Annotated in this window: 36 protein-coding genes; 24 read left to right on the forward strand and 12 right to left on the reverse strand. The window is 49.9% G+C overall.

What is annotated here, in order from left to right:
- Positions 1-98 precede the first annotated feature (98 nt).
- The gene (locus ACOTSW_RS01440; protein ID WP_423680617.1) at positions 99-422 is read right to left on the reverse strand and encodes a DUF2917 domain-containing protein; all 324 of its coding nucleotides are present in this window, start codon (positions 420-422) and stop codon (positions 99-101) included.
- A 188-nt stretch (positions 423-610) separates the two neighbouring features.
- Between ACOTSW_RS01440 and ACOTSW_RS01445 the strand changes: the two genes are divergently transcribed.
- The gene (locus ACOTSW_RS01445) at positions 611-1,501 is read left to right on the forward strand and encodes a transcriptional regulator GcvA (protein ID WP_423680619.1); all 891 of its coding nucleotides are present in this window, start codon (positions 611-613) and stop codon (positions 1,499-1,501) included.
- Between the two features lie 103 nt (positions 1,502-1,604).
- Here the strand turns inward: ACOTSW_RS01445 and ACOTSW_RS01450 are convergent, their stop codons facing one another.
- From ACOTSW_RS01450 to ACOTSW_RS01500, 11 genes are all read right to left on the reverse strand, one after another.
- A complete protein-coding gene (locus ACOTSW_RS01450) occupies positions 1,605-1,886 on the reverse strand; it encodes a DUF493 family protein (RefSeq protein WP_212677600.1) in 282 nt (93 codons plus the stop codon).
- Between the two features lie 83 nt (positions 1,887-1,969).
- Positions 1,970-2,815 carry a D-amino acid aminotransferase gene (locus ACOTSW_RS01455; protein ID WP_423680620.1) on the reverse strand — a complete coding sequence of 282 codons (846 nt, stop codon included), beginning with the start codon at positions 2,813-2,815 and terminating at the stop codon, positions 1,970-1,972.
- 243 nt (positions 2,816-3,058) lie between these two features.
- A complete protein-coding gene (locus tag ACOTSW_RS01460; protein ID WP_423680621.1) occupies positions 3,059-4,207 on the reverse strand; it encodes a D-alanyl-D-alanine carboxypeptidase family protein in 1,149 nt (382 codons plus the stop codon).
- A gap of 41 nt (positions 4,208-4,248) precedes the next feature.
- The gene (locus ACOTSW_RS01465) at positions 4,249-4,896 is read right to left on the reverse strand and encodes an alpha/beta hydrolase (protein WP_423680622.1); all 648 of its coding nucleotides are present in this window, start codon (positions 4,894-4,896) and stop codon (positions 4,249-4,251) included.
- Between the two features lie 9 nt (positions 4,897-4,905).
- Positions 4,906-5,232 (reverse strand): (2Fe-2S) ferredoxin domain-containing protein, encoded by a 327-nt coding sequence (locus ACOTSW_RS01470; protein ID WP_423680623.1) that lies wholly within the window; start codon positions 5,230-5,232, stop codon positions 4,906-4,908.
- A 99-nt stretch (positions 5,233-5,331) separates the two neighbouring features.
- Complete coding sequence (locus ACOTSW_RS01475; RefSeq protein ID WP_423680624.1) at positions 5,332-6,504, reverse strand: VanZ family protein; 1,173 nt, start codon at positions 6,502-6,504, stop codon at positions 5,332-5,334.
- A 7-nt stretch (positions 6,505-6,511) separates the two neighbouring features.
- The gene (locus ACOTSW_RS01480; protein ID WP_423680626.1) at positions 6,512-7,126 is read right to left on the reverse strand and encodes an ABC-type transport auxiliary lipoprotein family protein; all 615 of its coding nucleotides are present in this window, start codon (positions 7,124-7,126) and stop codon (positions 6,512-6,514) included.
- A gap of 31 nt (positions 7,127-7,157) precedes the next feature.
- The gene (locus ACOTSW_RS01485; RefSeq protein ID WP_423680627.1) at positions 7,158-8,096 is read right to left on the reverse strand and encodes an MlaD family protein; all 939 of its coding nucleotides are present in this window, start codon (positions 8,094-8,096) and stop codon (positions 7,158-7,160) included.
- A 7-nt stretch (positions 8,097-8,103) separates the two neighbouring features.
- Positions 8,104-8,886 carry an ABC transporter ATP-binding protein gene (locus tag ACOTSW_RS01490; RefSeq protein WP_423680629.1) on the reverse strand — a complete coding sequence of 261 codons (783 nt, stop codon included), beginning with the start codon at positions 8,884-8,886 and terminating at the stop codon, positions 8,104-8,106.
- Entirely contained in the window at positions 8,886-10,010 is a 1,125-nt protein-coding gene (locus tag ACOTSW_RS01495) for an MlaE family ABC transporter permease (protein ID WP_423680630.1), read from the reverse strand. Before ACOTSW_RS01495 ends, ACOTSW_RS01490 begins: the two co-directional genes overlap by 1 nt.
- Positions 10,011-10,334: 324 nt before the next feature.
- The gene (locus tag ACOTSW_RS01500) at positions 10,335-12,209 is read right to left on the reverse strand and encodes a phosphoethanolamine transferase (RefSeq protein WP_423680631.1); all 1,875 of its coding nucleotides are present in this window, start codon (positions 12,207-12,209) and stop codon (positions 10,335-10,337) included.
- A 187-nt stretch (positions 12,210-12,396) separates the two neighbouring features.
- On the opposite strand from ACOTSW_RS01500, the gene ACOTSW_RS01505 reads away from it, so the two are divergent.
- From ACOTSW_RS01505 to rplR, 23 genes are all read left to right on the forward strand, one after another.
- On the forward strand, positions 12,397-12,636 hold the full coding sequence (locus ACOTSW_RS01505; protein WP_423680632.1) for a hypothetical protein: 240 nt from the start codon (positions 12,397-12,399) through the stop codon (positions 12,634-12,636).
- Positions 12,637-12,722: 86 nt separating this feature from the next.
- Positions 12,723-13,106, forward strand: coding sequence for a 30S ribosomal protein S12 (gene rpsL / locus ACOTSW_RS01510; protein WP_153236384.1), 384 nt, complete (start codon positions 12,723-12,725; stop codon positions 13,104-13,106).
- Positions 13,107-13,250: 144 nt separating this feature from the next.
- Positions 13,251-13,721 (forward strand): 30S ribosomal protein S7, encoded by a 471-nt coding sequence (gene rpsG / locus ACOTSW_RS01515; protein WP_423680633.1) that lies wholly within the window; start codon positions 13,251-13,253, stop codon positions 13,719-13,721.
- Positions 13,722-13,849: 128 nt separating this feature from the next.
- A complete protein-coding gene (gene fusA, locus ACOTSW_RS01520; protein WP_423680634.1) occupies positions 13,850-15,955 on the forward strand; it encodes an elongation factor G in 2,106 nt (701 codons plus the stop codon).
- A gap of 77 nt (positions 15,956-16,032) precedes the next feature.
- A complete protein-coding gene (tuf, locus tag ACOTSW_RS01525; protein WP_423680565.1) occupies positions 16,033-17,223 on the forward strand; it encodes an elongation factor Tu in 1,191 nt (396 codons plus the stop codon).
- A 130-nt stretch (positions 17,224-17,353) separates the two neighbouring features.
- Positions 17,354-17,671 (forward strand): 30S ribosomal protein S10, encoded by a 318-nt coding sequence (gene rpsJ / locus ACOTSW_RS01530; RefSeq protein WP_110255911.1) that lies wholly within the window; start codon positions 17,354-17,356, stop codon positions 17,669-17,671.
- 216 nt (positions 17,672-17,887) lie between these two features.
- The gene (rplC, locus tag ACOTSW_RS01535; protein ID WP_423680636.1) at positions 17,888-18,544 is read left to right on the forward strand and encodes a 50S ribosomal protein L3; all 657 of its coding nucleotides are present in this window, start codon (positions 17,888-17,890) and stop codon (positions 18,542-18,544) included.
- Between the two features lie 3 nt (positions 18,545-18,547).
- Complete coding sequence (rplD, locus tag ACOTSW_RS01540; protein ID WP_423680637.1) at positions 18,548-19,171, forward strand: 50S ribosomal protein L4; 624 nt, start codon at positions 18,548-18,550, stop codon at positions 19,169-19,171.
- Positions 19,168-19,482, forward strand: a complete 315-nt coding sequence (rplW, locus tag ACOTSW_RS01545) for a 50S ribosomal protein L23 (protein WP_186884625.1) — start codon at positions 19,168-19,170, stop codon at positions 19,480-19,482. The genes rplD and rplW overlap by 4 nt, the downstream gene beginning before the upstream one ends.
- Before the next feature lie 2 nt (positions 19,483-19,484).
- Complete coding sequence (gene rplB / locus ACOTSW_RS01550; protein ID WP_186884626.1) at positions 19,485-20,312, forward strand: 50S ribosomal protein L2; 828 nt, start codon at positions 19,485-19,487, stop codon at positions 20,310-20,312.
- A gap of 10 nt (positions 20,313-20,322) precedes the next feature.
- Positions 20,323-20,598 carry a 30S ribosomal protein S19 gene (gene rpsS, locus ACOTSW_RS01555; protein ID WP_124574225.1) on the forward strand — a complete coding sequence of 92 codons (276 nt, stop codon included), beginning with the start codon at positions 20,323-20,325 and terminating at the stop codon, positions 20,596-20,598.
- 6 nt (positions 20,599-20,604) lie between these two features.
- Positions 20,605-20,937 carry a 50S ribosomal protein L22 gene (rplV, locus tag ACOTSW_RS01560; protein ID WP_423017107.1) on the forward strand — a complete coding sequence of 111 codons (333 nt, stop codon included), beginning with the start codon at positions 20,605-20,607 and terminating at the stop codon, positions 20,935-20,937.
- Between the two features lie 9 nt (positions 20,938-20,946).
- A complete protein-coding gene (rpsC, locus tag ACOTSW_RS01565) occupies positions 20,947-21,771 on the forward strand; it encodes a 30S ribosomal protein S3 (protein ID WP_423680638.1) in 825 nt (274 codons plus the stop codon).
- A gap of 2 nt (positions 21,772-21,773) precedes the next feature.
- Positions 21,774-22,193 (forward strand): 50S ribosomal protein L16, encoded by a 420-nt coding sequence (gene rplP, locus ACOTSW_RS01570; protein ID WP_423680639.1) that lies wholly within the window; start codon positions 21,774-21,776, stop codon positions 22,191-22,193.
- Between the two features lie 13 nt (positions 22,194-22,206).
- Positions 22,207-22,398 (forward strand): 50S ribosomal protein L29, encoded by a 192-nt coding sequence (gene rpmC, locus ACOTSW_RS01575; RefSeq protein WP_186884630.1) that lies wholly within the window; start codon positions 22,207-22,209, stop codon positions 22,396-22,398.
- Positions 22,398-22,670 (forward strand): 30S ribosomal protein S17, encoded by a 273-nt coding sequence (rpsQ, locus tag ACOTSW_RS01580; protein WP_423680640.1) that lies wholly within the window; start codon positions 22,398-22,400, stop codon positions 22,668-22,670. Before rpmC ends, rpsQ begins: the two co-directional genes overlap by 1 nt.
- A 239-nt stretch (positions 22,671-22,909) precedes the next feature.
- Positions 22,910-23,278 (forward strand): 50S ribosomal protein L14, encoded by a 369-nt coding sequence (rplN, locus tag ACOTSW_RS01585; protein WP_006464924.1) that lies wholly within the window; start codon positions 22,910-22,912, stop codon positions 23,276-23,278.
- A gap of 9 nt (positions 23,279-23,287) precedes the next feature.
- Positions 23,288-23,602 carry a 50S ribosomal protein L24 gene (gene rplX / locus ACOTSW_RS01590; protein ID WP_423680642.1) on the forward strand — a complete coding sequence of 105 codons (315 nt, stop codon included), beginning with the start codon at positions 23,288-23,290 and terminating at the stop codon, positions 23,600-23,602.
- Positions 23,603-23,606: 4 nt separating this feature from the next.
- Positions 23,607-24,146 (forward strand): 50S ribosomal protein L5, encoded by a 540-nt coding sequence (gene rplE, locus ACOTSW_RS01595; RefSeq protein WP_423680644.1) that lies wholly within the window; start codon positions 23,607-23,609, stop codon positions 24,144-24,146.
- 7 nt (positions 24,147-24,153) lie between these two features.
- Entirely contained in the window at positions 24,154-24,459 is a 306-nt protein-coding gene (rpsN, locus tag ACOTSW_RS01600) for a 30S ribosomal protein S14 (RefSeq protein WP_423680645.1), read from the forward strand.
- Between the two features lie 14 nt (positions 24,460-24,473).
- Positions 24,474-24,869 (forward strand): 30S ribosomal protein S8, encoded by a 396-nt coding sequence (gene rpsH, locus ACOTSW_RS01605; protein WP_186884635.1) that lies wholly within the window; start codon positions 24,474-24,476, stop codon positions 24,867-24,869.
- Between the two features lie 10 nt (positions 24,870-24,879).
- Complete coding sequence (rplF, locus tag ACOTSW_RS01610) at positions 24,880-25,413, forward strand: 50S ribosomal protein L6 (RefSeq protein WP_423680646.1); 534 nt, start codon at positions 24,880-24,882, stop codon at positions 25,411-25,413.
- A gap of 12 nt (positions 25,414-25,425) precedes the next feature.
- Positions 25,426-25,788: a 50S ribosomal protein L18 gene (rplR, locus tag ACOTSW_RS01615; protein ID WP_423001159.1), complete on the forward strand. Its 363-nt coding sequence runs from the start codon at positions 25,426-25,428 to the stop codon at positions 25,786-25,788.

A 25,788-nucleotide genomic window follows, 5' to 3' on the forward strand; every position in this document is an offset into this window, starting at 1 on the left:
CCCGGCGGGCGCGCTTGGGCAAGTTAATGTGCTCCCCAAAAAATAAAGATCACGCGGATTTCCCGGTGATCTTTATGCTGAAACAATGGCGACCTTGATCAGGCGAAAACGTGGCTGATTTTTTGTGTCAGTTTTTGCCATTGGAACGGGAAGCTTGCATTTTTTGCTGGCGCTTGTTGTGGCTGGATTGCTGCCACGGAGGCGACGCTGCTATTCTGCTGATCGGCTTCTATCACGACCAGACGGTGTGCTGGCACCGTCACAGATTCGCCCGCGCTCAGCCAGAAATCTTCATCTTCCCCGGCGATCGTCAGCCAGACCCGGCCACTTGTGACGGTGAATGTCTGTGCCTGTTCGCTTTGTCCCGAAACGGTGCTGCCAGCAGCGACCGTGAATGATGGATTTGTGAAATTAATTGTCATTTCCAGACTCCTTGCTATATTTGCATTAATTGCCTGTGCAGCGCTTTATCTCTCTGAAAGACACATACTGCATTACGATGTCGGAATTGTAGTCTTTGGCAATACAGAAACAAAATGAGTAATTTTGTCTTTTCTTGCTAATTAAATTCACAGTAATATGCGTTATCGAAATACGAGATATTACGCAAATGGATTTCCGTCGCCTACCCAATCTTGCTGCTTTGCGTGCGTTTGAAGCGGCGTCCCGCCATGAAAATTTCTCGCGTGCTGCCGATGAGATCCATCTGACGCATGGCGCGATCAGCCATCAGGTCAGGTCGCTGGAAGAAGAGCTCGGCGTGGCGTTATTCGTCAGACATGGCAAGCGCATCCGCATCACGCCGGATGGTGAGCGTTTTGCCAGCGCGATACGGCGTTCCCTGCAAGATCTGGCGGAGGCGGCCGATCTGCTGCGTGACCGTAACAAGCAAAAACGACTCGGGATTACTTCACTGCCTTCATTTGCGGCACGCTGGTTATCGCCGCGGCTGGGGCGTTTCATCGAACATCATCCAGATCTTGAAGTCAGTCTGCAATCGAGTTCATCGCTGACCGATTTCAACCGTGAACAGGTCGATATCGCGATCCGTTTTGGTCTCGGTCATTATCCCGGGCTGGTCAGTGAATTACTGATGGGCGATGAATATTATCCGGTTATCAGTCCTACGTATCCGGCCGATAAAGTGCCGCAGACGCCGGCCGAGCTGGTGGGTGCACATTTGTTGCGTTGTGAAGAGGAACCCTGGCAACCCTGGTTTCGCGCGGCCGGTCTCGATGCCGATGAACCCAGTGGCGGTCTGATTTTTCAGGATTCATCCATGCTCGCCAGAGCGGCGGTCGATGGACAGGGAATTGCGCTCGGCAGGCATGCGATCGTTGAGTCAGATATCCAGTCCGGTCTGCTCAGGCGCTTGTTCGACATCAGTATTCCTTGCCCGGTGTCGTATTACCTCGTATATCCGGCCAGCGCGATGGATAAGCCGCAGGTGAGGGCGTTCAGAGAATGGCTGCTGGCAGAAGTACGCTCCGCCAGAACCTGATTTCGGATACTCCCCCTCGTTTTAATGAAAAAGCCCTTTATGTCCGCAGAAATAAGGGGCTTTAAAATATACTCCGGGGAGTATGTTTGATGCGAAAAACAGCTTACAGCACGACCTTGACCATAGGATGACCTGAGAGCTCGCGGTACAGATTGTCGAGCTGTTCGCGGCTGGTCGCGCGGACCGTGACGGTTAATGACAGATACGTGCCTTTACTGGAAGGGCGCATATCCATTTTACCGGCGTGAAACGTCGGGTCGTGCAGCGTGACGACTTCCACCATGGTCTGTGCAAAGGCGTCGTGCATCGCGCCCATGATCTTGATCGGAAAATCACTCGGATATTCGATCAGGCTTTCTTCTGGCGGGATAGGTCTCATTTCCATGGTCGTTCCATTTCTTCATAGTGCCGGCAGGCGCTGCGTATGTCGGTATTCCGGATTCATGCAGAAATGGAAATACGCTGCGCTTAAGCTGCTTTGGCTAATTGGTATGCAGCATACAGTTTGTTGTAGATGGGGCCGGGCTGGCCATTTCCAATAGTCTGATCGTCAAGTTTGACCACGGCAAGCACTTCTTTAGTGGCGGACGACAACATGACTTCGTCTGCCGCGAATACTTCTTCACGCGTGATACGGCGAGCCTGGAACGGAATATTATTGGCGGCGCAGATTTCTTCGATCAGCGCATAACGTATGCCTTCCAGAATCTGATTGTCTTTCGGTGGTCCCATCAGCACGCCGTCTTTGACGATCCAGACATTCGCCGACGAGGCTTCGGTCAGATAACCGTTACGGAATTGTATGGTTTCTGTGACGCCATGTTCAGCAGCATTCTGCGCCGCAAAAACATTGCCGAGCAAAGAAATCGATTTGATCTCGCAGTGCAGCCAGCGCAGGTCTTCCATCGAAACACAGGCGACGCCGTGTTCGCGTGCTTCTGCTGATGGCATCACGATAGGATTAGTCATGATGAACACGGTCGGTGTCACATCTTTCGGATAGGCGTGGGCGCGCTTGGCAACACCGCGTGTAATCTGCAGATACACCATCTGATCATCGGCGTCATGCGCATCCATGACCTTGGCGATCAGTGCCAGCCATTCTTCCTTGCTGTGCGGATTTTTGATGCCGATCGCGTCGAGGCTGCGGAACAGGCGCGCCAGATGCTGGTCAGCGCGGAACATTTTGCGGCCATAGACGGGAATGACTTCGTAAATGCCATCGCCGAAAATAAAGCCGCGGTCGAGTACGGAAATTTTAGCTTCGGAGAGGGGCGTCATTACGCCGTTCAGATAAACCAGAGGATCATTCATGATGACAGTGCCAGTGAGAGGAAAAAATTCATTCTTACACAAATTGTGCCGACAGATTATGCAAATATCGCATACAAGGATGCCTGAGGGTTATCTGTCAGCCGCTGTATTTGTCGGACTGGCAACGCAAGCGGCGAGGCTGCAGAAGTAAAAAAGCCACGCAAGCCGGGCTGGCAAACGTGGCTGGCGAATGTGGCTTTCGACAGGGCATGATGAACGATGCCCGCGTTGGCCTGATCCGGTTTATTTGAACATCAGGCGCACTGAATCCCAGGCGCGGCCAAAGATGCTGGCCTGATCAACTTTTTCTAAAGCGAGTACCGGGAATTCAGCAATCGCTTTACCATCGAGCATCATTTTCACGGTGCCGACCTTGCTGTTCTGGGCAATCGGTGCCACCAGTGGATCTTTGCGTTCCAGCGCTGGCTTCAGTTTAGCTGCCGAGCCTTTTGGCAGCGTCACGTACAGGTCGCGGTCGAAACCGATCTTGATCTGTGCCTGCGAACCTTTCCAGATCACCGGCGTATCGATGGCCTGACCTTTGGCATACAGTTTGACCGTATCGAAATTCAGGAAGCCCCAGTTCAGCAATTTCAGGCTTTCCTGTGCCCGCACCTGATCGCTGGCGGTGCCGGTGACAACGGAAATCAGGCGGCGCTGACCTGTGCCATTCGGACGATTCGCCGAAGAGATCAGGCAATAGCCCGCTGCTTCGGTATGGCCGGTTTTCATGCCATCGACGGTTGGGTCCAGCCACAATAAACGGTTGCGATTCGGCTGGGTGATTTTGTTGTAGGTGTAACTCTTGGTGCTGTAATAGGTTTTGTAATACTCAGGAAAATCGCTGATCAGACGTGCCGCTAAAGTGGAAAGATCGCGCGCAGTCGCATAGTTTTCAGGGCTGGGCAAACCATGCGGGTTACCGTAGTGGCTGGATTTCATGCCTATGCGTTCAGCTTCGCGGTTCATCTGTACGACGAAGGCTTCTTCGCTACCCGCGACGGCTTCCGCCAGTGCAACCGCTGCGTCGTTACCGGATTGCACGATCAGTCCGTACAGCAATTCATTAATGGTGACTGGTTTGTTCGGCTCGATGAACATCTTCGAGCTGCTGGCATCGACCTTCCAGGCACGAGTGGAAACATTCACAGTCTGATTCAGATCGAGCTTTTTCTCTTTGAGCGCAGAGAACACCAGATAGGCGGTCATGATTTTCGTCAGTGACGCCGGTTCTATGCGCAGATCAGCGTCCTGAGCGGCGATGACCTGATTACTGGTGGCATCCACCAGTATCCAGGATTTTGCAGCAACTGTCGGTGCGGGCAGTGTTTGTGCCATCGCCACGGACATCGTCAGTAGTGAGGCGGCAATAGTAGCAAGGAATTTTTTCATTGGATGAGACTTAAAAAAACAAAAATAAAAGCAAAAAGATATCAGCGACCGGCAGGCTTATCCCACATGCTGGTAACGAGCTGTTTGATATGGTGCAGGCGACGATGGAAAAAATGATCGGCACCGGGAATCACAGTGACCGGAATATCTTGCGGGCGCAGCCAGTCAAGAACGGCCGACAGCGGTATCGTGTCGTCCTGTTCGCCGTGAATCAGGATGGTGTTTGCCGGAATCTCAGGCATCGCCCATTTACCGGCGGCGGCACCGACTAACACCAGACGTTCGGCGGGCGTACCCGCCTGTATCAGCCTTTGTTGCAGACAGGCTTGTACGAAAGTACCGAAAGAAAATCCCGCCAGCGCTAATGGTAATGCAGGATAACGTGTGCGCATGTGTGCCAGTAACAATGCCATGTCATCGGTTTCCCCGATGCCTGCATCATGTGTTCCGGCAGACTGGCCGACGCCGCGGAAATTCATACGCACGGCGGCATAGCCCAAGCCAGTGAAGGTACGCGCCAGCGTTTGCGCGACTTTGTTATCCATCGTACCGCCGTACAGCGGATGCGGATGCGCGACCAGTGCCAGACCGACAGGCGCCGCAAACACTTCAGGATCAGGTAAATCGAGCGCGCATTGCAAAGAGCCGACGGCGCCGGGAATCAGAAAATGTTCAGTTTGAGCGTTCATGCGGATAAATCAGGTGTTCGGTAATTGCAGGCGTTTGACGATGCCGCCGCCGATCAGATCCACGTCTATGATTTCATCAATATCTGTCTGATCGACGAAGGTGTACCAAGTGCCTTGCGGATAGACCACCATCACTGGCCCTTCATCGCAGCGATCCAGGCAGCCGGCTTTGTTGATGCGGATTTTGCCCTGACCGTTCATGTCCATCTGTTTGATGCGGCGTTTGGCGTGTTCCTGCGCTGCTTGTGCGCCGTGATCGGTACAGCACGGCCGACCATCGTCGCGCTGATTCATGCAGAAAAACACATGTTTTTGAAAATAGAGAGGTTCAGACATGATGAGGACTTTATTCATTTCAGACAGTGGCTGTGACCCCGGAACGACATCGGTAAATGCTTGCCGGATGAGCGCGTGGGTCGCATTGCCGGTAAGCCGCTATGATACTGCAACTTGCGCAGCAGCCGGTTTTGGCTTTCGTAACAAAGTCCACAAGGCCATCCACGGCCAGCACAGCGATAAGAATTGCGCAGCACCGTTAAAGTTCAAAAATTTTCCCTGCACCCAGGTTTGCATCGTCGCGGCGAAGTAGGGATTGTCCGGTAACAGATTCAGCACCACGAGCGAAATCAGCAGCAGTAAAAATGCCAGTCGCTTCTGCGCCCGCACCGGCGCGAATGAAAAACCGTACAACATGATGGCGCTGATCAGTAAGCCGCCGATCGCGCCGGGCGTCATCCACGCATACGCATATTCGGGCTTGAACAGCAAAGCGCTGGCGAGTGTTTTGGCGATCAGTGTCATACTCAGCAGCAGCATACCCAGCGGGAATTTCGGCGCGTGACGATTGAATATGCTCAGGCAAATCAGTATCGCGCCGGTACAACCACTGGCAGTGATGAAAGTTTCCGCCAGCAGATATTCATCGGCACTGAATTCCATGCCTTGCAGAACAAATGCACCTATGTCGATATCCATGTCAAACAAATCGCTGAGTTGTTGCGACAGGATGGGAAACAATTGTCCCAGCCCGAACAGATAGGCCTGCGGATACAGCTGTGCCATTGGCCATAAACCCAGCAAGACGATTTCCCAGCTCGAATCCTGATACGTCCATTGTTTGCGCAATAATTGCAGGCGTCCTTTTTCCAGTATCAGCGGCGTCAGCAGCGCACCTAAGATCGCGCCCAGCACCGCGCCGCTGGTATTGGTCAGAAAATCGAGCAGAGACGTGACCCGGCTCGGCAGAAAATATTGCACCAGCTCGGCCACTGCAGAAATCAGCGCGCCGCCAAAACAGGCAATCAGCGCCGCCCACCAGCGATTCACCAGCGGGTACAGCGCAAAGACGATCAGGGTTCCGAACGGGATATAACCAACAATATTGATACCGGCATCAAATTTGGTCCAGTAACGTGGCCACTGCCGTATCACGTCAGGCAATGCCGACAAATTATTTGCCTGCCAGCCGGTGAACGGATACCAGCTCGCATACAGAATCAATACGGTATAGGCGAGCAGGCAGACCCGTGCAAAAGGGGAACTATGTAAGTGACTGGCCGCACCTGTGTCTGGCGACGCATCGCGGCTGGCCGGCAGGGGCTCACTCATGGCGGCGTTAATTCAGGGCTAAGCTGGTAAGCCATTGCTGCATGTCGCTGATCATATTGTCGACCGCTGTCTGCATAGCCTTTGCACCACTGGCAGCATCCGGGCTGGCAGCCGGTACCTGCAGCAGGAAATTCCGCGTGCCGATGATGTTGCGTCCTTTCACAACAATGCCGCGCGCATAAATGTGTGCATGGCTGGTGCTTGGCGTGGTGAATACCTGAGAAAATTCATCGAGTTCCATGCGTAAGACCGGCAAACTTCCCGCGCTGTCAGCGGTGTTGGTGACGACAGCGCCGCGCGAGTTCAGCACCAGCTTGATTCTTTGCGCGACTAACTGTGCGGGCGGCATACTCCAGCGCGCCTGCGCATACGGCTTTAACTGCTGTGCGTTGTCGTATTGCAAGCGGTACAGCATGGCATTGCTGTCGAGCGCTGCCGGTACCTGAATTTCGGCGAGCGCAATTTGCATTTTTGTATTCGGCAGCGAGACCGTATTGAACGGGCCGAAATCGTATTGCTGGCGTTGTGCCGGAGCCGTGCTGCTGCAGGCGCTCAACAGACTGATACTGAATATCATCAGCGGCAGAAAACGGTAGTGAGTAATGCGGTAGAGTCGTTGCATACGATGTCCTCAGATAGTCTTCTCTGTGTCTTTATTTGGGCGCGACAAAACCGGCTTCGCCCGGGCCGGGCGCTGCTGGCGGATTGCCGAACAGGATACTTTGTGGCCTGTCGTTCAGATTTTCCGTTGCGCGATTCAGGGAGCGCATACTGCTGCGGGCTTCGCCGGTCAGACTCTGAATACGCGGCAGCGTTTCCACGGCGACACCGTTTGTCAGCTGGTCTATCGCCAGATTAAAGCGGGCGATCGGGCCATCGGCAGACTGCAATTGCGTACTGAGCTGGTTCAGATTATTGGTGAAGCGCGATGCGTCTTTGGAGAGCACGCTGACGGTGTTCAGCGTATTTTGTGTCTGATCAATTAGCCCTGGCAATTTATCCAGGCTGGGGTTGAGTTTGTTCGGCAATGCTTGCCACGCTTCCGCAGCTTTGTTGATATTGTCGACGGCGCTGATCATGGTTTGACGATTTTTCGGATCGAGCAGGCTGTTGATACGGCGGGTCAGTTCTTCGGTTTGCGTCAGAATTGCGAGCCCGCGCTCTTCCAGATTCTGCATCACACCGGGACGCAGCGGAATCCGTTGCGTCGTACCGTCCGGCACTAACGGGACAGAAGTGCCCGCTGTTTTGTCTTCATCAAGCTGCACAAATGCAATCCCGGTCACACCCTGATAGGCGAGGGTGGCGAAGGTGGCGCTGGTGACCGGCGTATCCGGAATCACTTCCAGGCGCAGTATCAGTTGTCCCGGATTTTTGTCATCAAAATCGATATCGGTCACATTACCGACTTTAATCCCTTTGTAGCGGACTGCCGCTTGCAGGTTGAGGCCGGAGACCGCTGATTTGGTCACGATCTCATACGGCGTGCGCTGAATTTTGTCGCGTCCCAGCCAGATCGCGATAAAAATAGCGAGGATCAATAAGGCGATGGTGAAGAATCCGGCGATTAAGGCGTGCGATCGGTTTTCCATGGCTTTCCTATTGTGAGGCAGGTGTCAGCACTTCCATGGCGCGCTTGCCACGACCACCGAGGAAGAAGCTGCTGATGAACGGATGCTGGAAGCGGACGACTTCCTGCGGTGTGCCGACGACGATGACTTTTTTTTCGGCCAGCACCGCAATTCGGCTCGATAGTGCAAACAGGCTGTCGAGATCATGCGTGACCATGATCACCGTCAGGCTCAGCTGGCGGTGCAATGACTGTATCAGCTCGACGAAACTGTCTGAACTATCCGGATCCAGTCCGGCGGTCGGTTCATCCAGAAAGAGTAGTTCAGGATCCAGCGCCAAAGCACGAGCAAGCGCGATCCGTTTGATCATGCCGCCGGATAAATCTGCCGGCATTTTCGGCGCATGTTCAAAGGCGATGTTCACCATCTGTAATTTCAGATACACCAGATCGGTGATCAGAGATTCCGGTAATTTTCTGAGTTCCCGCATCGGCTGTGCGATATTGTCGAACACATTCAGCGCTGAATACAGAGCGCCATGCTGGAACAACATGCCCGACCTTTTGCGCAGATAATCAAGATGACGGCTGTCGGAAACCTGGATGTCTTCACCGAAGACTTTGATGCTGCCGCGACGCGGCGTTTCCAGTCCCAGCATCTGGCGCACGAGTACGGTTTTACCGGTGCCGGAACCGCCCACGATAGACAGAATCTCACCGCGCCGTACCGACAAATCCAGATTGTCGTGGACGATTGCGCGACCGAACTGGGTACGTAAGCCCTGGATTTCGATTACGTTATCGGTCGTCATCAGTAGCCCACTTTACTGAAAATAATCGCAAAAATCGCATCGGCAATGATCACGACGGTAATTGCAATCACCACGGAATTGGTGGTGCCGTGCCCCAGGCTTTCCGTATTCGGCTTAATGCGCAAGCCGTAATGGCAGGCAATCAGTGCGATCAGAATACCAAAGGCAACACCTTTACCCAAACCTATCCAGTAATTCAGCAGCGGCACCGCATCCGGTAATTTAAAGACAAAAAATTCCGGACTCATACCGAGTAGTGCTTGCGCTGAAATCATGCCGCCTATCAGTGCCATCACATCGGTCCAGATCACCAGCAGTGGCATGGCGATGGCCAGTGCCAGCACCTTGGGCAGGATCAGGCGCGAACCATGCGGTATGCCCATCACCAGCATCGCATCGAGCTCTTCGGTGACCCGCATCACACCGAGCTGCGCCGTGATGGCTGAGCCCGAGCGACCGGCAACCAGAATTGCGGCCAGCAAGGGACCGAGTTCGCGGATGATGCTCATGCCGAGAATATTGACGATAAATAAATCACCGCCAAACGTCAGTAATTGTTGTGCTGACAGGTAAGAAAGCACGATCCCGATCAGGATGCCGACCAGCGCGGTAATGCCCAGCGCCTGCGCGCCCATGCGATACAGGTTGGCGGATAATTCTTTCCACGGGCCTCGCAGCGGATGACGTATAAAACCGGCCAGATCGATCATCAGTTGACCGAGCAGGATGCTGAAGCCGTACAAATGCTCAAAGAAGCCGAGCACGATGTCGCCCAGTTGCATGATGCTGTAAAAGCGCGGACGTTTTGCTTCGACTAAATTGACCTGACCGGCTTCCGCCACGCGCTGAAACAGACCTTCATGTACCGGTTGCAGTAACAGATGTTGTGGCTTTTTCTTGCCCCAGGCGCGCCACAATATCTGCGCACCGACATGATCGAGCGCACTGATCTGGCTTAAATCCCAGTGAATATCGTCGCGCTTTCCCTGGTTGGTCAGCTCCGTCTGCAAATCATGCAAGCGGTGACCTTCGGATAATGCGTGCACCAGCCACGCGCCAGCGACGCTAATCGTGGTCTGATCTGCATGATTGACGGTCAGGGTGGGAGGGCTAACTGAGGGCATGTCGTCAGTGTAAACGAGATAACTGTTTTGCTGCAATGAAGCAAAGCATACATTGACTGATGTTGATCTTCATTAAAAGAAATACGCCATCGGCGTCTGAGCTCGACCGCTAGCGATTACGTAAGTCAGATGCTTTGCAGAAAAACTGGTTTTATTCTGCTGTGAAAATGAGCTTTAAGGGGGAGTATATTCAAAAATCGGGCTATTCTCAGCATAAACATTGGGCTTTTAAATATACTCCACCCAGTATATTTAGTGCTCAACAGGCGCTCGCAGGCACATAACGGCAGGATGCTGCATCGGTGTTGTCACTTGGTGTAACGCTTATTTCTCTTGTCGTACCGGCGTTTTTTTATCGATGACTTCGCGGCAATCTCCCTTCAGCGTCGCATTATCGTAATCAGACCAGCCGTAACTATCGACATAGCGCGTGTGTGCAACCAGTTGCGGACTAAGGATGCTCCAGTTCAGCCTTTCATCAGGATAGCGAATATTGCCCATGTCGAGCAAAGTATGAAAAACATTTTCCGTCGACAGGCGGAATTTCTGGTGGCGTTTGAGCTGGCGAATTTTCTCTGGAAATAATTGCTGATAGTCGTCCGAATACCAGATGAAGGCAGGGATATGGAATTCATATTGCGTATTGTGGCCATGAAACGCGAGGCCGCAACTGCCGTCATACAAGGTTTGCCCATGATCGGAGATATACATCATTGAGGTAATCTGTTTGCTCGCTTTCAGGCGCTGTATGACTTCCGACAACATCCAGTCGGTGTATAAAATGGAATTGTCATAGCTGTTGCTGAGCGCCGCTTTGTTGTTCAGATCGGTATAGGCGGGGTTGTCAACACCGAACAACGAGGGCTTCCAGTGGTCGTATTCTTTCGGGTAGCGGTGGCTGTAATTCCAGTGGTTGCCCAGCGTATGCAGAACGATCAGCTTTTTAGGTGCGGCATCGTTCATCGCGCGACTCATGGGATCGAGCAGGATGTCGTCGAAACTGGAATTATTGGTGAAGCCACCGAGATTCAGAAACTGCGTGACATCGGCTTCTTTGGCGAACACTGAGATCGGCGTGTCGAACTGACCAAAGCTCATTTGGTTCGATATCCAGAAGGTTTTGAATCCCGCTTCTTTAAATGCAGACAGAAACGATTTTTCAGAGAACCCCGCCTTCAGACTTTGTGCCGCCGGCTTGCGCGAAACGATGACAGGCACGGATAAGCGTGTCGCAGCGACGGCAGTAATCATGTCGCTGAAGCTGACCAGATTGTCTTCCAGTGACAATAAGGGATTGGTTTCACGTTCGTAGCCATTCAGGCTCCAGCGGTCGTAGCGTGATGATTCTCCGAGCACAACAACGATAGTCTGCGCTAACTTCGGGTCACCTTGCAATGTCGCGTTGAAGCGGAAGTTGCGGCTTTTTTCAGACAGCTTTGATAAATATCCACGTTCGCTCCAGAAATCTGCGATGCGCACCGCGAGACCGAATGGCCAGGTGCTGGTGAAGACATCCTCGTCATAACGTATTCTGGCCCAGGATGGCAGTGGCCCGAGTAGTTTGCTTAATGTCTGACGCTGATGTTCCAGCCACGCCTGCGGAATCACTTTGCCCGTTGATTGTGTGCTTGCAGCTGGTGCCGGCGTATCCTCGTCGTCAGTACTATCGCTGGCGCTGGGTGTCACCGCCGGAGGCGCTGCCCGCACGCCGACATATTCGCCGTAAGCCCAGATCCCGCAGCCCATCACCACCATACTGATCAATGCCCAGCGGCTTGGATGGTGCCAGTGCAGTGCTGGTGTATTCAACGCAATTTTCAGTAGACTCCACCACCACGCCGTAATCATTAACGTCAGAAATAACAGTAACCAGACTTTTTGCCCAAGAAATTCAATCGCCTCTTTGGGGCTGGTTTCCAGTAAAACGCCGAGGTGATGAGTGGAAATACTCTGCCCGAAATACAGTCGCAGATAAATCTCTATCGGTATTGCCAGCATCGCCGGCAGCAACAAAAAATGAAACCAGCGCGGATGTTTGAAGACTGCCCACAGTACCGGCCAGCAGATCACCTCGATCGCCAGCAACTGCCAGCCTTTCTCAACCGGCTTTCCCAGTACCAGAGAGAAAAACGGAATCGCTGAGAGCAGCAGATAACTCAACAGGAGAAAAAGGGGGCTGGGACGGAGTAAAGAACGCATCGGGATGGTAGCTGGCTTGCTTGCGGTAGTTGCTGGGCGAGGGGGTATCGCCATCGACTGCAATAGAGAGTGTGAAATGGTCGCTTAAATAATTCAGGCCGACAATATAAATGATTTATGAAAACATGGCGCGGCTGCCTAAGCGCCTTTTCCGCTCAGGACGATGCAAAGAGTCATGCAAGCTTAAATGAAAACAAACAAAAATCCGGAAATACTTGATTTTCTTATGAAATTTCCTACTCTGATCTGCCACGTGCAGGCAGCGTGGGCAACCCGTCGCGTACCGAAAATCGTTGACATGGCTGGATCAGGCGACATAAAATTGCGAGTTCTCGATTTTGGGTTTGCAGTTTTCAACATGTTTCTAGCGGTTTTTTGCGAAAAAATATGCTTAAAAAGCAGGCAGATATTGGGCTCGTCTGAATAATTCGGACGTAAAAAAATTGATTTTTAGTTCCCGGGCAACCGTTTCCGGGTTTGTGTTTAACGTTGTATTTTGTTGGATTAAAAACGATGCCAACCATCAATCAACTGATTCGCCAACCACGTGTTTCTGCAGTGGTTAAGAGCAAATCGCCGGCGCTGGAAAACAGCCCGCAGAAACGTGGCGTTTGCACCCGCGTTTATACGACAACTCCAAAAAAGCCGAACTCGGCTTTGCGTAAAGTTGCCAAAGTTCGCCTGACTAATGGTTTCGAAGTAATTTCGTACATTGGCGGTGAAGGCCATAACTTGCAAGAACATAGCGTAGTCCTGCTGCGCGGTGGTCGTGTAAAGGATTTGCCAGGTGTTCGTTACCATATGGTTCGCGGTGCTTTGGATACTCAAGGCGTTAAAGACCGTAAGCAAGCTCGTTCCAAATATGGTTCTAAGCGCGCTAAGGCAGCTAAGAAGTAATTATCTCGTAATTTAATCTCCGTAAAGTATTACGGATCAGTGTCGGTTCGGAATGAGCCGAGTAAGTGACTGGCTATGATGGCCTGTCGCGAGTGCAGGGTGAATTGTTGCTCAGCGCTCAACTGAAGATTGAAAGGAATTGAAATGCCACGTCGTCGTGAGGTCCCGAAACGGGACGTATTGCCAGATCCAAAATTTGGCAATGTAGAAGTTGCAAAATTTGTTAACGTATTGATGTTGTCAGGCAAGAAGTCTGTTGCTGAAGGTATCATTTACGGTGCTTTTGATCACATCCAACAAAAATCTGGTAAAGATCCTCTGGAAGTGTTTGCATTGGCTATTAACAATGCTAAACCACTGGTTGAAGTAAAATCCCGCCGTGTTGGTGGCGCGAACTACCAGGTGCCTGTTGAAGTGCGCCCGGTTCGTCGTCTGGCTTTGTCTATGCGTTGGTTGCGTGAAGCTGCAAACAAGCGTAGTGAAAAATCCATGCCACAACGTCTGGCTGGTGAGTTGTTGGAAGCCGCAGAAGGCCGCGGTGGCGCAATGAAGAAACGTGATGAAGTGCATCGTATGGCTGAAGCCAACAAAGCCTTCTCTCACTTCCGCTTCTAAGAGTAAGAGCAAGGAGCCTTTGTGTGATGATTATGCAATGGTTCTGGCAAATATTTTGAATCAGGCCGGGCGCGATTTTTACAAAAAATTGCGCTCGGTTTTGTCTATTAAAAGATTTAGGATTATCTATGGCCCGTAAGACCCCCATTGAGCGCTACCGCAATATCGGTATCTCGGCTCACATTGATGCAGGTAAAACGACGACGACGGAACGTGTTCTGTTCTACACCGGTGTTAACCACAAAATCGGTGAAGTGCATGATGGCGCTGCTACCATGGACTGGATGGAGCAAGAGCAAGAGCGTGGTATCACTATTACTTCTGCAGCGACAACTTGCTACTGGAGTGGTATGGCGAATAATTTCGCTCCGCACCATATCAACATTATTGATACACCGGGTCACGTTGACTTCACTATCGAAGTTGAGCGTTCCATGCGTGTTCTCGATGGCGCCTGCATGGTTTACTGTGCAGTCGGTGGTGTTCAGCCTCAGTCTGAAACCGTATGGCGTCAGGCTAATAAGTACAAAGTCCCACGTTTGGCATTCGTCAACAAGATGGACCGTACTGGTGCGAACTTCTTCAAAGTATACGATCAAATGCGTGCACGCTTGAAGGCGAATCCTATTCCGATTCAAGTGCCTATTGGTGCTGAGGATTCGTTTGAAGGTGTTGTTGATCTGGTTAAGATGAAAGCAATTATCTGGGATGCAGCTTCCCAGGGTATGAAGTTTGAATACGGCGATATCCCTGCGCATCTGGCAGCAGACGCTAAAAAATGGCGTGAAAACATGGTGGAAGCAGCAGCTGAAGCCTCTGAAGAATTGATGAACAAATACCTCGAAGAGGGTGATTTGTCTGAGGCTGATATTAAAGCAGCACTTCGTCAACGTACGATCGCCGGTGAAATTGTTCCAATGATGTGTGGTACTGCCTTTAAAAACAAAGGCGTGCAGGCGATGTTGGACGCGGTCGTTGAATTCCTGCCATCTCCAGTGGATATTCCACCTGTACCTGGTACAAATGAAGATGAAGAGCCAGTGGTTCGTTTGGCAAAAGATGATGAGAAATTCTCTGCGCTGGCATTCAAAATCGCAACCGATCCATTCGTTGGTCAACTGTGCTTTATCCGTTGCTACTCCGGTACTTTGAACTCCGGCGACTCAGTCTATAACTCTGTTAAAGGTAAAAAAGAGCGTATCGGTCGTATTGTTCAGATGCATGCGAATCAACGCGAAGAAATCAAAGAAATGATGGCTGGTGATATCGCTGCGGTTGTTGGTCTGAAAGACACAACAACTGGTGATACGCTGTGTGATGACAAAGCGATCGTTATTCTGGAACGCATGGTATTCCCAGAGCCAGTTATTTCTCAGGCAGTTGAGCCAAAAACAAAAGGCGACCAGGAGAAAATGGGCCTGGCACTGAATCGTCTGGCTGCGGAAGATCCATCTTTCCGTGTGCGTACTGATGAAGAGTCCGGTCAGACTATCATCGCTGGTATGGGTGAATTGCATCTGGATATTATCGTTGATCGTATGAAGCGTGAATTCAACGTGGAAGCGACTGTTGGTAAGCCACAAGTTGCTTACCGCGAGACTATCCGTAAGACTTGCGAAGAGATCGAAGGTAAATTCGTTAAGCAATCCGGTGGTCGTGGTCAGTACGGTCACGTTGTTCTGAAGATCGAACCACAAGAGCCAGGTAAGGGTTTTGAATTCGTCGATGCGATCAAAGGCGGTACAGTTCCACGTGAATACATCCCTGCGGTTGAAAAAGGTGTGCGTGAAACACTGACATCCGGCGTGTTGGCTGGTTATCCAGTGGTTGACGTTAAAGTGACCTTGTTCTTCGGTTCCTACCATGACGTTGACTCCAACGAAAACGCGTTCCGTATGGCGGCTTCGATGGCGTTTAAAGATGGTTGCCGTAAAGCTTCTCCAGTTATTCTGGAGCCAATGATGGCAGTTGAAGTTGAAACGCCAGAAGATTACGCTGGTACAGTCATGGGTGATTTGTCCTCCCGTCGTGGTATGGTTCAGGGTATGGATGAAGTTGCTGGCGGTGGTGGTAAGATCATTAAGGCTGAGGTTCCTTTGTCTGAAATGTTCGGTTATGCCACTTCATTGCGTTCCGCAACACAAGGTCGTGCAACGTACTCGATGGAATTCAAGCATTACTCCGAAGCGCCGAAAAATGTTATCGACGCAATCGTGACATCCAAAGCTAAGTAATTCGTAATCTGAAAGCCTGCTCCTTGCCCGGAGCAGGCATCTTATTGATAAATCGTTCTTTTTGAAGGAAGAATAAAATGGCAAAAGGTAAGTTCGAACGCACCAAGCCGCACGTTAACGTAGGTACAATTGGTCACGTTGATCACGGTAAAACAACATTGACAGCAGCGATTGCAACAGTATTGTCTGCAAAATTCGGTGGCGAAGCGAAGAAATACGACGAAATCGACGCAGCACCAGAAGAAAAAGCACGCGGTATTACAATTAATACTGCGCACGTTGAATACGAAACAGCAACACGCCACTACGCTCACGTTGACTGCCCAGGCCACGCTGACTATGTTAAAAACATGATCACCGGTGCAGCGCAGATGGACGGCGCGATCCTGGTTTGCTCTGCAGCAGACGGCCCAATGCCACAAACACGTGAGCACATCCTGTTGGCTCGTCAGGTTGGCGTTCCATACATCATCGTTTTCCTGAACAAATGCGACATGGTTGATGACGCTGAGTTGCTGGAATTGGTAGAAATGGAAGTGCGCGAATTGCTGTCCAAATACGAATTCCCAGGCGACGACCTGCCTATCATCCAGGGTTCTGCAAAACTGGCGCTGGAAGGCGACAAAGGTCCTTTGGGCGAAGAAGCCATCCTGAAACTGGCTGACGCACTGGATACTTACATCCCAACACCGGAACGCGCTGTTGACGGTGCCTTCCTGTTGCCAGTTGAAGACGTATTCTCCATCTCCGGTCGCGGTACTGTGGTAACTGGTCGTGTTGAACGCGGCATTATCAAAGTCGGCGAAGAGATTGAAATCGTTGGTATCAAAGAAACAGTAAAAACAACATGTACTGGCGTTGAAATGTTCCGCAAACTGCTCGACCAAGGTCAGGCAGGCGATAACGTTGGTGTACTGCTGCGTGGTACAAAACGTGAAGATATCCAACGCGGTCAAGTGTTGGCAAAACCAGGTTCGATCAAGCCACATGCACATTTCACTGGCGAGATCTATGTTCTGTCGAAAGACGAAGGTGGTCGTCATACACCATTCTTCAACAACTATCGTCCACAGTTCTACTTCCGTACAACGGACGTCACTGGCTCGATCGAGTTGCCAGCAGATAAAGAAATGGTGATGCCAGGTGATAACGTCTCTATCACAGTCAAACTGATCAACCCGATTGCGATGGAAGAAGGCTTGCGCTTTGCGATTCGTGAAGGTGGTCGTACTGTTGGTGCAGGTGTTGTTGCTAAAATTATCGATTAATTCTGTAATTTTGTAGTACACTACGCGGCTGCTGCTGATTTTTTAAGCGGCAGCCGCTTTTTTGTATTCGCTCTTTGTAAAAAATGCCATTTCCCCAAGGGGTGGTGGCTCGCTCTTTATAGGAATTATTATGTCTACACAGAATCAAAAGATCCGCATTCGCCTGAAAGCATTTGATTATAAATTGATCGATCAATCTGCTTTGGAAATCGTTGAAACAGCGAAGCGCACTGGTGCAGTTGTTAAAGGCCCGGTTCCTCTGCCAACCCGTATTCAACGTTTCGACGTTCTGCGTTCACCGCACGTGAATAAAACTTCCCGTGATCAGTTTGAAATTCGTACACACCAACGTTTGATGGATATCGTTGATCCAACAGATAAAACAGTTGACGCTTTGATGAAGCTCGATTTGCCTGCTGGTGTTGATGTTGAAATCAAATTGCAGTAATCGAATTTCCGGTAATTTTTGATTTTTTTTAAAAATCAAAAACTGAAGAAATTTGACATACCACAATTCTTCGAATTTTCAAATAATTTGCCTTGTAAATAAAAAATTTGCGGGCTATAATCGAAGGCTTAAATGTGGGTCGGCTTTTGCTGACCTTTTCGTTTAAGTTTTTTAAACATCAGCCTCACCCAATCGTAGGTGAGAATGGAGAAAATAATGAGCTTGGGCCTAGTTGGTCGCAAGGTTGGCATGATGCGTATCTTTACGGATGACGGGGATTCTATTCCTGTTACTGTTTTGGATGTGTCCAACAACCGCGTGACGCAAGTCAAAACTCCTGAAACAGATGGTTATTCCGCTGTTCAGGTTACTTTCGGTCAGCGCCGTGCATCCCGTGTAAATAAAGCGGCTGCCGGTCACCTCGCAAAAGCAGGTGTTGAAGCTGGTACTGTATTAAAAGAATTCCGTGTTGACGCTGCTAAAGCTGCTGAATTGAAGGCTGGCGATGTTGTGCCTGTCGGTATGTTCGAGGCTGGTCAGAAAGTTGATGTGCAAGGTGTGACAATTGGTAAAGGTTATGCCGGTACCATTAAACGTTACCACTTCTCTTCTGGTCGTGCTACTCACGGTAACTCCCGTTCCCATAATGTTCCAGGTTCTATCGGTATGGCGCAGGATCCAGGTCGTGTTTTTCCTGGTAAGCGCATGACTGGTCATCTGGGTGACGTTAATCGCACTGTGCAAAATTTGGAAATCGCTCGCGTTGACGCAGAGCGTTCTTTGTTGCTGGTGAAGGGTGCCGTGCCTGGTGCAAAAAATGGTCAGGTGATCGTATCTCCTGCTGTTAAAGTTAAAGCTAAGAAGGGAGCCTAATCCATGGAACTGAAGCTCCTAAACGAACAAGGTCAAGCGGCTGCAAACGTTGTAGCTCCTGATACTATTTTCGGTCGTGATTACAATGAAGCTCTGATTCATCAGGTGGTTGTTGCTTATCAGGCTAATGCTCGTAGTGGTAACCGCAAGCAAAAAGATCGTGAAGAAGTCCACCACACAACCAAGAAGCCTTGGCGTCAAAAAGGTACTGGTCGTGCACGTGCTGGTATGTCTTCTTCTCCTTTGTGGCGTGGTGGTGGTCGTATATTCCCGAATAGCCCGGATGAGAACTTCTCTCACAAAGTTAATAAGAAGATGTATCGTGCTGGTATCTGCTCGATTCTGTCTCAGTTGGCTCGTGAGGATCGTTTGAGTGTGGTTGACTCTATTGCGGTAGATGCTCCTAAGACTAAGCTGTTGACTGAGAAGCTCAAAGCATTGGGTTGCCTGGATTCTGTTCTGATCATTACTGACGAATTCAATGAAAACCTGATGTTGGCGGCACGTAATCTGGTGAATGTACTGGTTGTTGAACCACGTTACGCTGATCCAGTTTCTTTGGTGTTCTACAAGAAAGTGTTGATCACCAAGCCAGCACTGGCAAAGATTGAGGAGATGCTGGCATGAGTGCATTAATCAAACATAGCGAAGAACGCCTGATGAAGGTGTTGCTGGCTCCTGTGATTTCTGAAAAAGCGACTATGGTTGCTGAAAAGAATGAGCAAGTGGTTTTCCTGGTTACTCCAGATGCAACCAAGCCAGAAATTAAAGCTGCCGTCGAATTGCTGTTTAAGGTTCAGGTTGAATCTGTGCAAGTGGCAAATCGTCAAGGTAAACAAAAACGTACCGGTAGATTTACTGGCCGCCGCAACCATACAAAACGTGCTTTTGTATGCTTGAAGCCTGGTCAGGAAATCAACTTCACTGAGGGGGCATAATAATGGCACTCGTTAAGATGAAGCCAACCTCACCAGGTCGTCGTGGTATGGTGAAAGTGGTAACAGAAGGCCTGTTTAAAGGTCGTCCGTTTGCTGCTTTGTTGGAAAAGAAATCCAAAACTGCTGGCCGTAATAATAACGGTCACATCACTACCCGTCATATCGGTGGTGGTCATAAGCAGCATTACCGTGTTGTTGACTTCAAACGCAACAAAGATGGTATTCCTGCAAAAGTTGAGCGTATTGAATACGATCCTAACCGTACAGCGCACATTGCATTGTTGTGCTATGCGGATGGTGAACGTGCATACATCATCGCACCTAAAGGCGTTGCTGTCGGCGACCAGTTGATCAGCGGTTCTCAGGCTCCGATCAAATCCGGTAACTGCTTGCCTATTCGTAATATCCCAGTTGGTACAACTATGCACTGCGTGGAAATGTTGCCAGGTAAAGGTGCTCAGATTGCTCGTACAGCTGGTGCTGGTGTTGTTCTGATGGCACGTGAAGGTACTTACGCTCAGGTTCGTCTGCGTTCCGGCGAAGTTCGTCGCATTCACATCGAATGCCGCGCAACTGTCGGTGAAGTCGGCAATGGCGAACACAATCTGCGTAAGATTGGTAAAGCTGGTGCGATGCGTTGGCGCGGTATCCGTCCTACCGTCCGCGGTGTGGTAATGAATCCGGTTGACCATCCTCACGGTGGTGGTGAAGGTAAAACTGCAGCAGGCCGTCATCCAGTTTCTCCATGGGGTCAACAGACCAAGGGTAAGAAGACACGTCGTAACAAACGTACTACTTCGATGATCGTCTCACGCCGTGGTAAGAAATAAGGGATAAAACATGACACGTTCATTGAAAAAAGGGCCGTTTTGCGACGCTCATCTGGTGAAGAAAGTCGAAGCTGCTCAGGCAAACAAAGACAAAAAGCCAATCAAGACTTGGTCCCGTCGTTCGACAATTATGCCGGACTTCATCGGTTTGACCATTGCGGTTCATAACGGTAAGCAGCACGTACCAGTTTATGTTTCCGAAAACATGGTTGGTCACAAGCTCGGCGAATTTGCGCTGACCCGTACGTTCAAGGGTCACGCTGCCGACAAAAAGGCTAAGAAATAAGGACCGATGATGGAAACTAAAGCTAATCTTCGCGGTGTGCGTCTGTCCGAGCAAAAAGGTCGCCTCGTGGCAGATCTGATCCGTGGTAAAAAAGTTGATCAGGCATTGAATATCCTGGCATTCAGCCCTAAAAAAGGTGCTGCAATCATCAAGAAAGTGTTGGAGTCTGCAATTGCAAACGCTGAACATAATGATGGCGCAGATATCGATGAGCTGAAAGTAACGAGTATCTATGTCGAGAAAGGTGCGATCCTGAAGCGCTTCACAGCACGCGCTAAAGGTCGTGGTGATCGTATCTCTAAACAATCCTGTCACATTTATGTGACTGTTGGTAACTAAGGAGTCACGATGGGACAGAAGATACATCCAACCGGTTTTCGTCTGGCGGTAACGCGTAACTGGTCTTCCCGTTGGTATGCAGGCAATGGTAACTTTGCTTCTATGCTTGGTGAAGATCTGAAGGTACGTGAATACCTGAAGAAAAAACTGAAGAACGCATCTGTAGGCCGCATCGTTATTGAGCGCCCTGCTAAAAATGCACGTATTACTATTTACAGCTCCCGTCCAGGTGTTGTAATCGGTAAAAAAGGCGAAGACATTGAAGTATTGAAAGCCGACTTGTCGAAAATGATGGGCGTGCCAGTGCACGTGAACATCGAAGAAATTCGCAAGCCAGAGATCGATGCTCAACTGATCGCTGACTCTATCGCACAGCAGCTCGAAAAACGTATTATGTTCCGTCGCGCGATGAAGCGTGCGATGCAGAACGCAATGCGTCTCGGTGCGCAAGGTATCAAGATCATGTCCGGTGGTCGTTTGAATGGTATCGAAATTGCTCGTAAAGAATGGTATCGCGAAGGCCGTGTGCCTCTGCATACATTGCGTGCTGATATCGATTACGGCTTCGGTGAAGCATCCACAACATACGGCATTATTGGCGTAAAAGTGTGGGTCTACAAAGGTGATCGTTTGGCAAACGGCGATGCGCCTGTGATTGAATCGACTCCGGAAGACGACAAAAAACGTCGTGGTCCTCGTCGTGACGATGGCAAGCCAAACAGCCGCCCACGTGCTAAGCGTCCTGAAGGGCAAAATACAACTGGCGCAGCAGCTCCAGCTAAGCGTGTACGCGCAAAAGCTGATGCTGCTCCAGCTGAGAAAGCAGGAGAATAATCATGCTGCAACCAGCACGCAGAAAATATCGCAAGGAGCAAAAGGGCCGTAATAAGGGTATCTCTCATACCCGCGGTACCGCTGTTTCCTTCGGTGAGTTTGGCTTGAAAGCGGTTGGCCGTGGTCGTATTACAGCGCGTCAGATTGAAGCTGCGCGTCGTGCAATGACCCGTCATATCAAGCGCGGTGGTCGTATCTGGATCCGCGTTTTCCCGGACAAGCCAATTTCCCAGAAACCTGCAGAGGTTCGTATGGGTAATGGTAAAGGTAATCCTGAGTACTACGTTGCCGAGATTCAACCAGGCAAAATGTTGTACGAAATGGATGGCGTTGATGAAGCGCTGGCACGCGAAGCTTTCCGCTTGGCAGCTGCCAAATTACCATTGATGACAACGTTTGTCGTACGTCAAGTCGGCACTTAATAGGGAGTTGTAAATGAAAGTATCTGAACTCCAAGGCAAAGACTCTGCAGCTTTGACGAAAGAACTGAATGATCTGTTGAAGGCACAGTTCAGCCTGCGTATGCAAATCGCTACACAGCAACTGACTAACACTTCGCAGTTGAAAAAAGTTCGTCGCGACATCGCGCGCGTTAAAACCGTCATGAATCAGAAGGATGCCAAATAATGAACGATCAAGTTAAAGTGGCTCTGAAGCGCACATTGATTGGCAAAGTTGTGTCTGACAAGATGGACAAAACAGTTACAGTACTGGTTGAACGTCACGTTAAACATCCTTTGTATGGCAAGATCATCGTTCGTACTGCCAAGTACCACGCACACGATGAGTCTAATCAGGCAAAAGCTGGCGACACAGTTGAAATTCAAGAGGGTCGTCCAATTTCCAAGACAAAAGCTTGGACATTGACTCGTGTGGTTCAAGTAGCGCAAGTTGTATAAATTTATTGCACAAATTTTTTTTTGATGTAATAATGATGGGCTGTCATTTGCGAAGTACGTAAATGACAGCCTAAATGTCTTTCGCAACACCCTCTCGTTGTGAAAGTGGTTAAAAAATCGTCCACCTAATCAGTTGGCTCGTGCATTGCAGGTTATGTAGGGGTTGGCTGGCAGGACCAAGACTGACTACAAGCTTGCATTGTGTAAGTTGTGTGGATTAAGTTGGGAAAGAGAACATTATGATTCAAACAGAAAGCCGGCTGGAAGTGGCTGACAATACTGGTGCGCGTGAAGTTCTGTGCATTAAAGTGTTGGGCGGCTCTAAGCGTCGTTATGCGGGTATCGGTGATGTGATTAAAGTCACTGTGAAATCTGCTGCTCCACGCGGTCGTGTAAAAAAAGGTGAAATTTACAACGCCGTGGTTGTGAGAACAGCTAAGGGTGTTCGTCGTCAGGATGGCTCGTTAGTCAAATTTGATGGCAATGCCGCAGTATTGTTGAATGCAAAGCTTGAGCCTATCGGCACTCGTATTTTCGGCCCAGTGACGCGCGAATTGCGTACTGAGCGCTTTATGAAAATCGTGTCTTTGGCTCCAGAAGTGCTGTAAGGAGTCGTGATGAATAAAATTCGTAAAAACGACGAAGTCATCGTCTTGACGGGTAAAGACAAGGGTAAGCGCGGTCAGGTGCAATCTTGTATTGATAGTGATTACGTAGTTGTTGCTGGTGTTAATGTCGCTAAAAAAGCGGTTAAGCCAAACCCAATGACTGGCGCAGTTGGTGGCATCGTTGATAAATTGATGCCGATTCATGTTTCCAATGTGGCGTTGTTTAATGCTGCATCTGGTAAGGCAGACCGTGTAGGCTTCAAGGTAGTGGATGGTAAAAAAGTCCGTATCTATAAGTCGACTGGCGAAGTTGTGAAGGCATAACATCATGGCCCGTCTACAAGCATTATATAAAGAAAAAATCGTCGGTGAATTGACTGAAAAGTACGCTTATAAGTCAAGCATGGAAGTTCCGCGTATCTTGAAAATCACCCTGAACATGGGTTTGTCTGAAGCAGTTGCAGATAAAAAGGTTATCGAGCACGCAGTGGGTGATCTGACAAAAATCGCCGGTCAGAAGCCAGTTGTAACCAAGGCTCGCAAAGCGATCGCAGGTTTTAAAATCCGCGAAGGTTATCCAATCGGTTGTATGGTTACTTTGCGTGGCGCTCAGATGTATGAATTCCTGGATCGTTTCATTACCGTGGCCTTACCACGTGTACGTGACTTCCGTGGTGTGTCTGGTCGCGCGTTTGATGGTCGTGGTAACTACAACATCGGTGTCAAGGAACAAATTATTTTCCCTGAAATCGAGTACGACAAGATCGACGCATTGCGTGGTATGAATATCAGTATCACGACAACAGCAAAGACCGACGAAGAAGCGAAAGCACTCCTCGCCGCATTTAAATTTCCGTTCAGAAACTGAGGTCGCCATGGCAAAACTGGCACTGATTAATCGTGAGCAAAAGCGTGCAGACTTGGTGAAGAAATTCGCTGGCAAGCGCGCCGAATTGAAGGCCATCGTTGATGACCAATCAAAGACTGAAGAAGAGCGTTATCTCGCTCGTCTGAAGTTGCAGGCTTTGCCACGTAATTCTAATCCGACACGTCAACGTAATCGTTGCGCTTTGACAGGTCGTCCACGTGGCACATTCCGTAAATTCGGTTTGGGCCGTATTAAACTCCGTGAAGTCGCCATGCGTGGTGAAATCCCGGGTATGACTAAAGCCAGCTGGTAATAGGAGAATAAGCAATGAGTATGAGCGATCCTATCGCCGATATGCTGACCCGCATTCGTAACGCACAAGTTGTTCAGAAAACTGTTGTTGCGATGCCGTCTTCTAAAGTAAAAATTGCAATTGCAAATGTACTTAAAGACGAAGGTTACATTGAAGATTTCGCAGTTTTAGAAACTGCAGGGAAGTCCGAATTAAAAATCGGCTTGAAATATTATGCAGGACGTCCAGTTATTGAACGTTTGGAGCGTGTTTCACGTCCAGGTCTTCGTATTTACAAAGGTAAAGACGAGATTCCAAATGTGATGAACGGTTTGGGTGTGGCGATTGTTTCTACACCTAAAGGCGTCATGACAGACCGCAAAGCGCGCGCAACCGGTGTCGGTGGCGAAGTAATTTGCTACGTCGCCTAAGGAGTGAAAGATGTCTCGAGTAGGTAAGATGCCAATCGCTTTGCCGGCCGGTGCAGAAGTTGCAATTTCAGCAGAGCAGATTACAGTAAAAGGTCCTATGGGCGTTTTGTCACAAAGCCTTAATGGTTTGGTGAACATTGCGAACGACAACGGCACTTTGAGTTTTTCACCAGCCAATGACGGCCGTGAAGCCAATGCAATGACAGGCACTTTGCGTGCCCTTGTCAATAATATGGTTACCGGTGTTACTAAAGGCTTTGAAAGAAAACTCACGTTGGTCGGCGTTGGTTACAAAGCGCAAGCCCAGGGTGATAAGTTGAATTTGTCTTTAGGTTTTTCACATCCAGTTGTGCATCAAATGCCGGAAGGTGTTTCTTGTGCTACGCCAACTCCTACTGAAATCCTGATTAAAGGTGTTAATAAGCAGGTAGTAGGTCAGGTGGCAGCTGAAGTTCGTGCATACCGCAGCCCAGAGCCTTATAAAGGCAAGGGTGTCCGTTATGCGGACGAAGTGGTTGTGATTAAAGAAACCAAGAAGAAGTAATAGGGGTTGACGATGGACAAGAAACAATCACGTCTGCGCCGCGCACGTCAAACCCGTGCCAAGATCGCAGAACTCAAAGTGAACCGCCTGGCCGTGCATCGCACCAATCTGCACATCTATGCGAACATCATTGGCCCAGACGCCAAAGTGTTGGCATCGGCTTCTACCGTAGAGGCAGAAGTACGTGCAGAATTGGCTGGCAAATCCGGTGCTGGTGGCAACACCTCCGCTGCGACTTTGATCGGCAAGCGTGTAGCAGAGAAGGCAATCAAAGCAGGGGTTACCGAAGTTGCGTTTGACCGCTCCGGTTTCCGTTACCATGGCCGCATCAAGGCGCTTGCAGAAGCTGCCCGTGAAGCTGGCCTGAAGTTCTAA

The organism is Undibacterium sp. WLHG33 (genome assembly GCF_049544815.1).
Classification (GTDB): Bacteria; Pseudomonadota; Gammaproteobacteria; order Burkholderiales; family Burkholderiaceae_D; genus Undibacterium.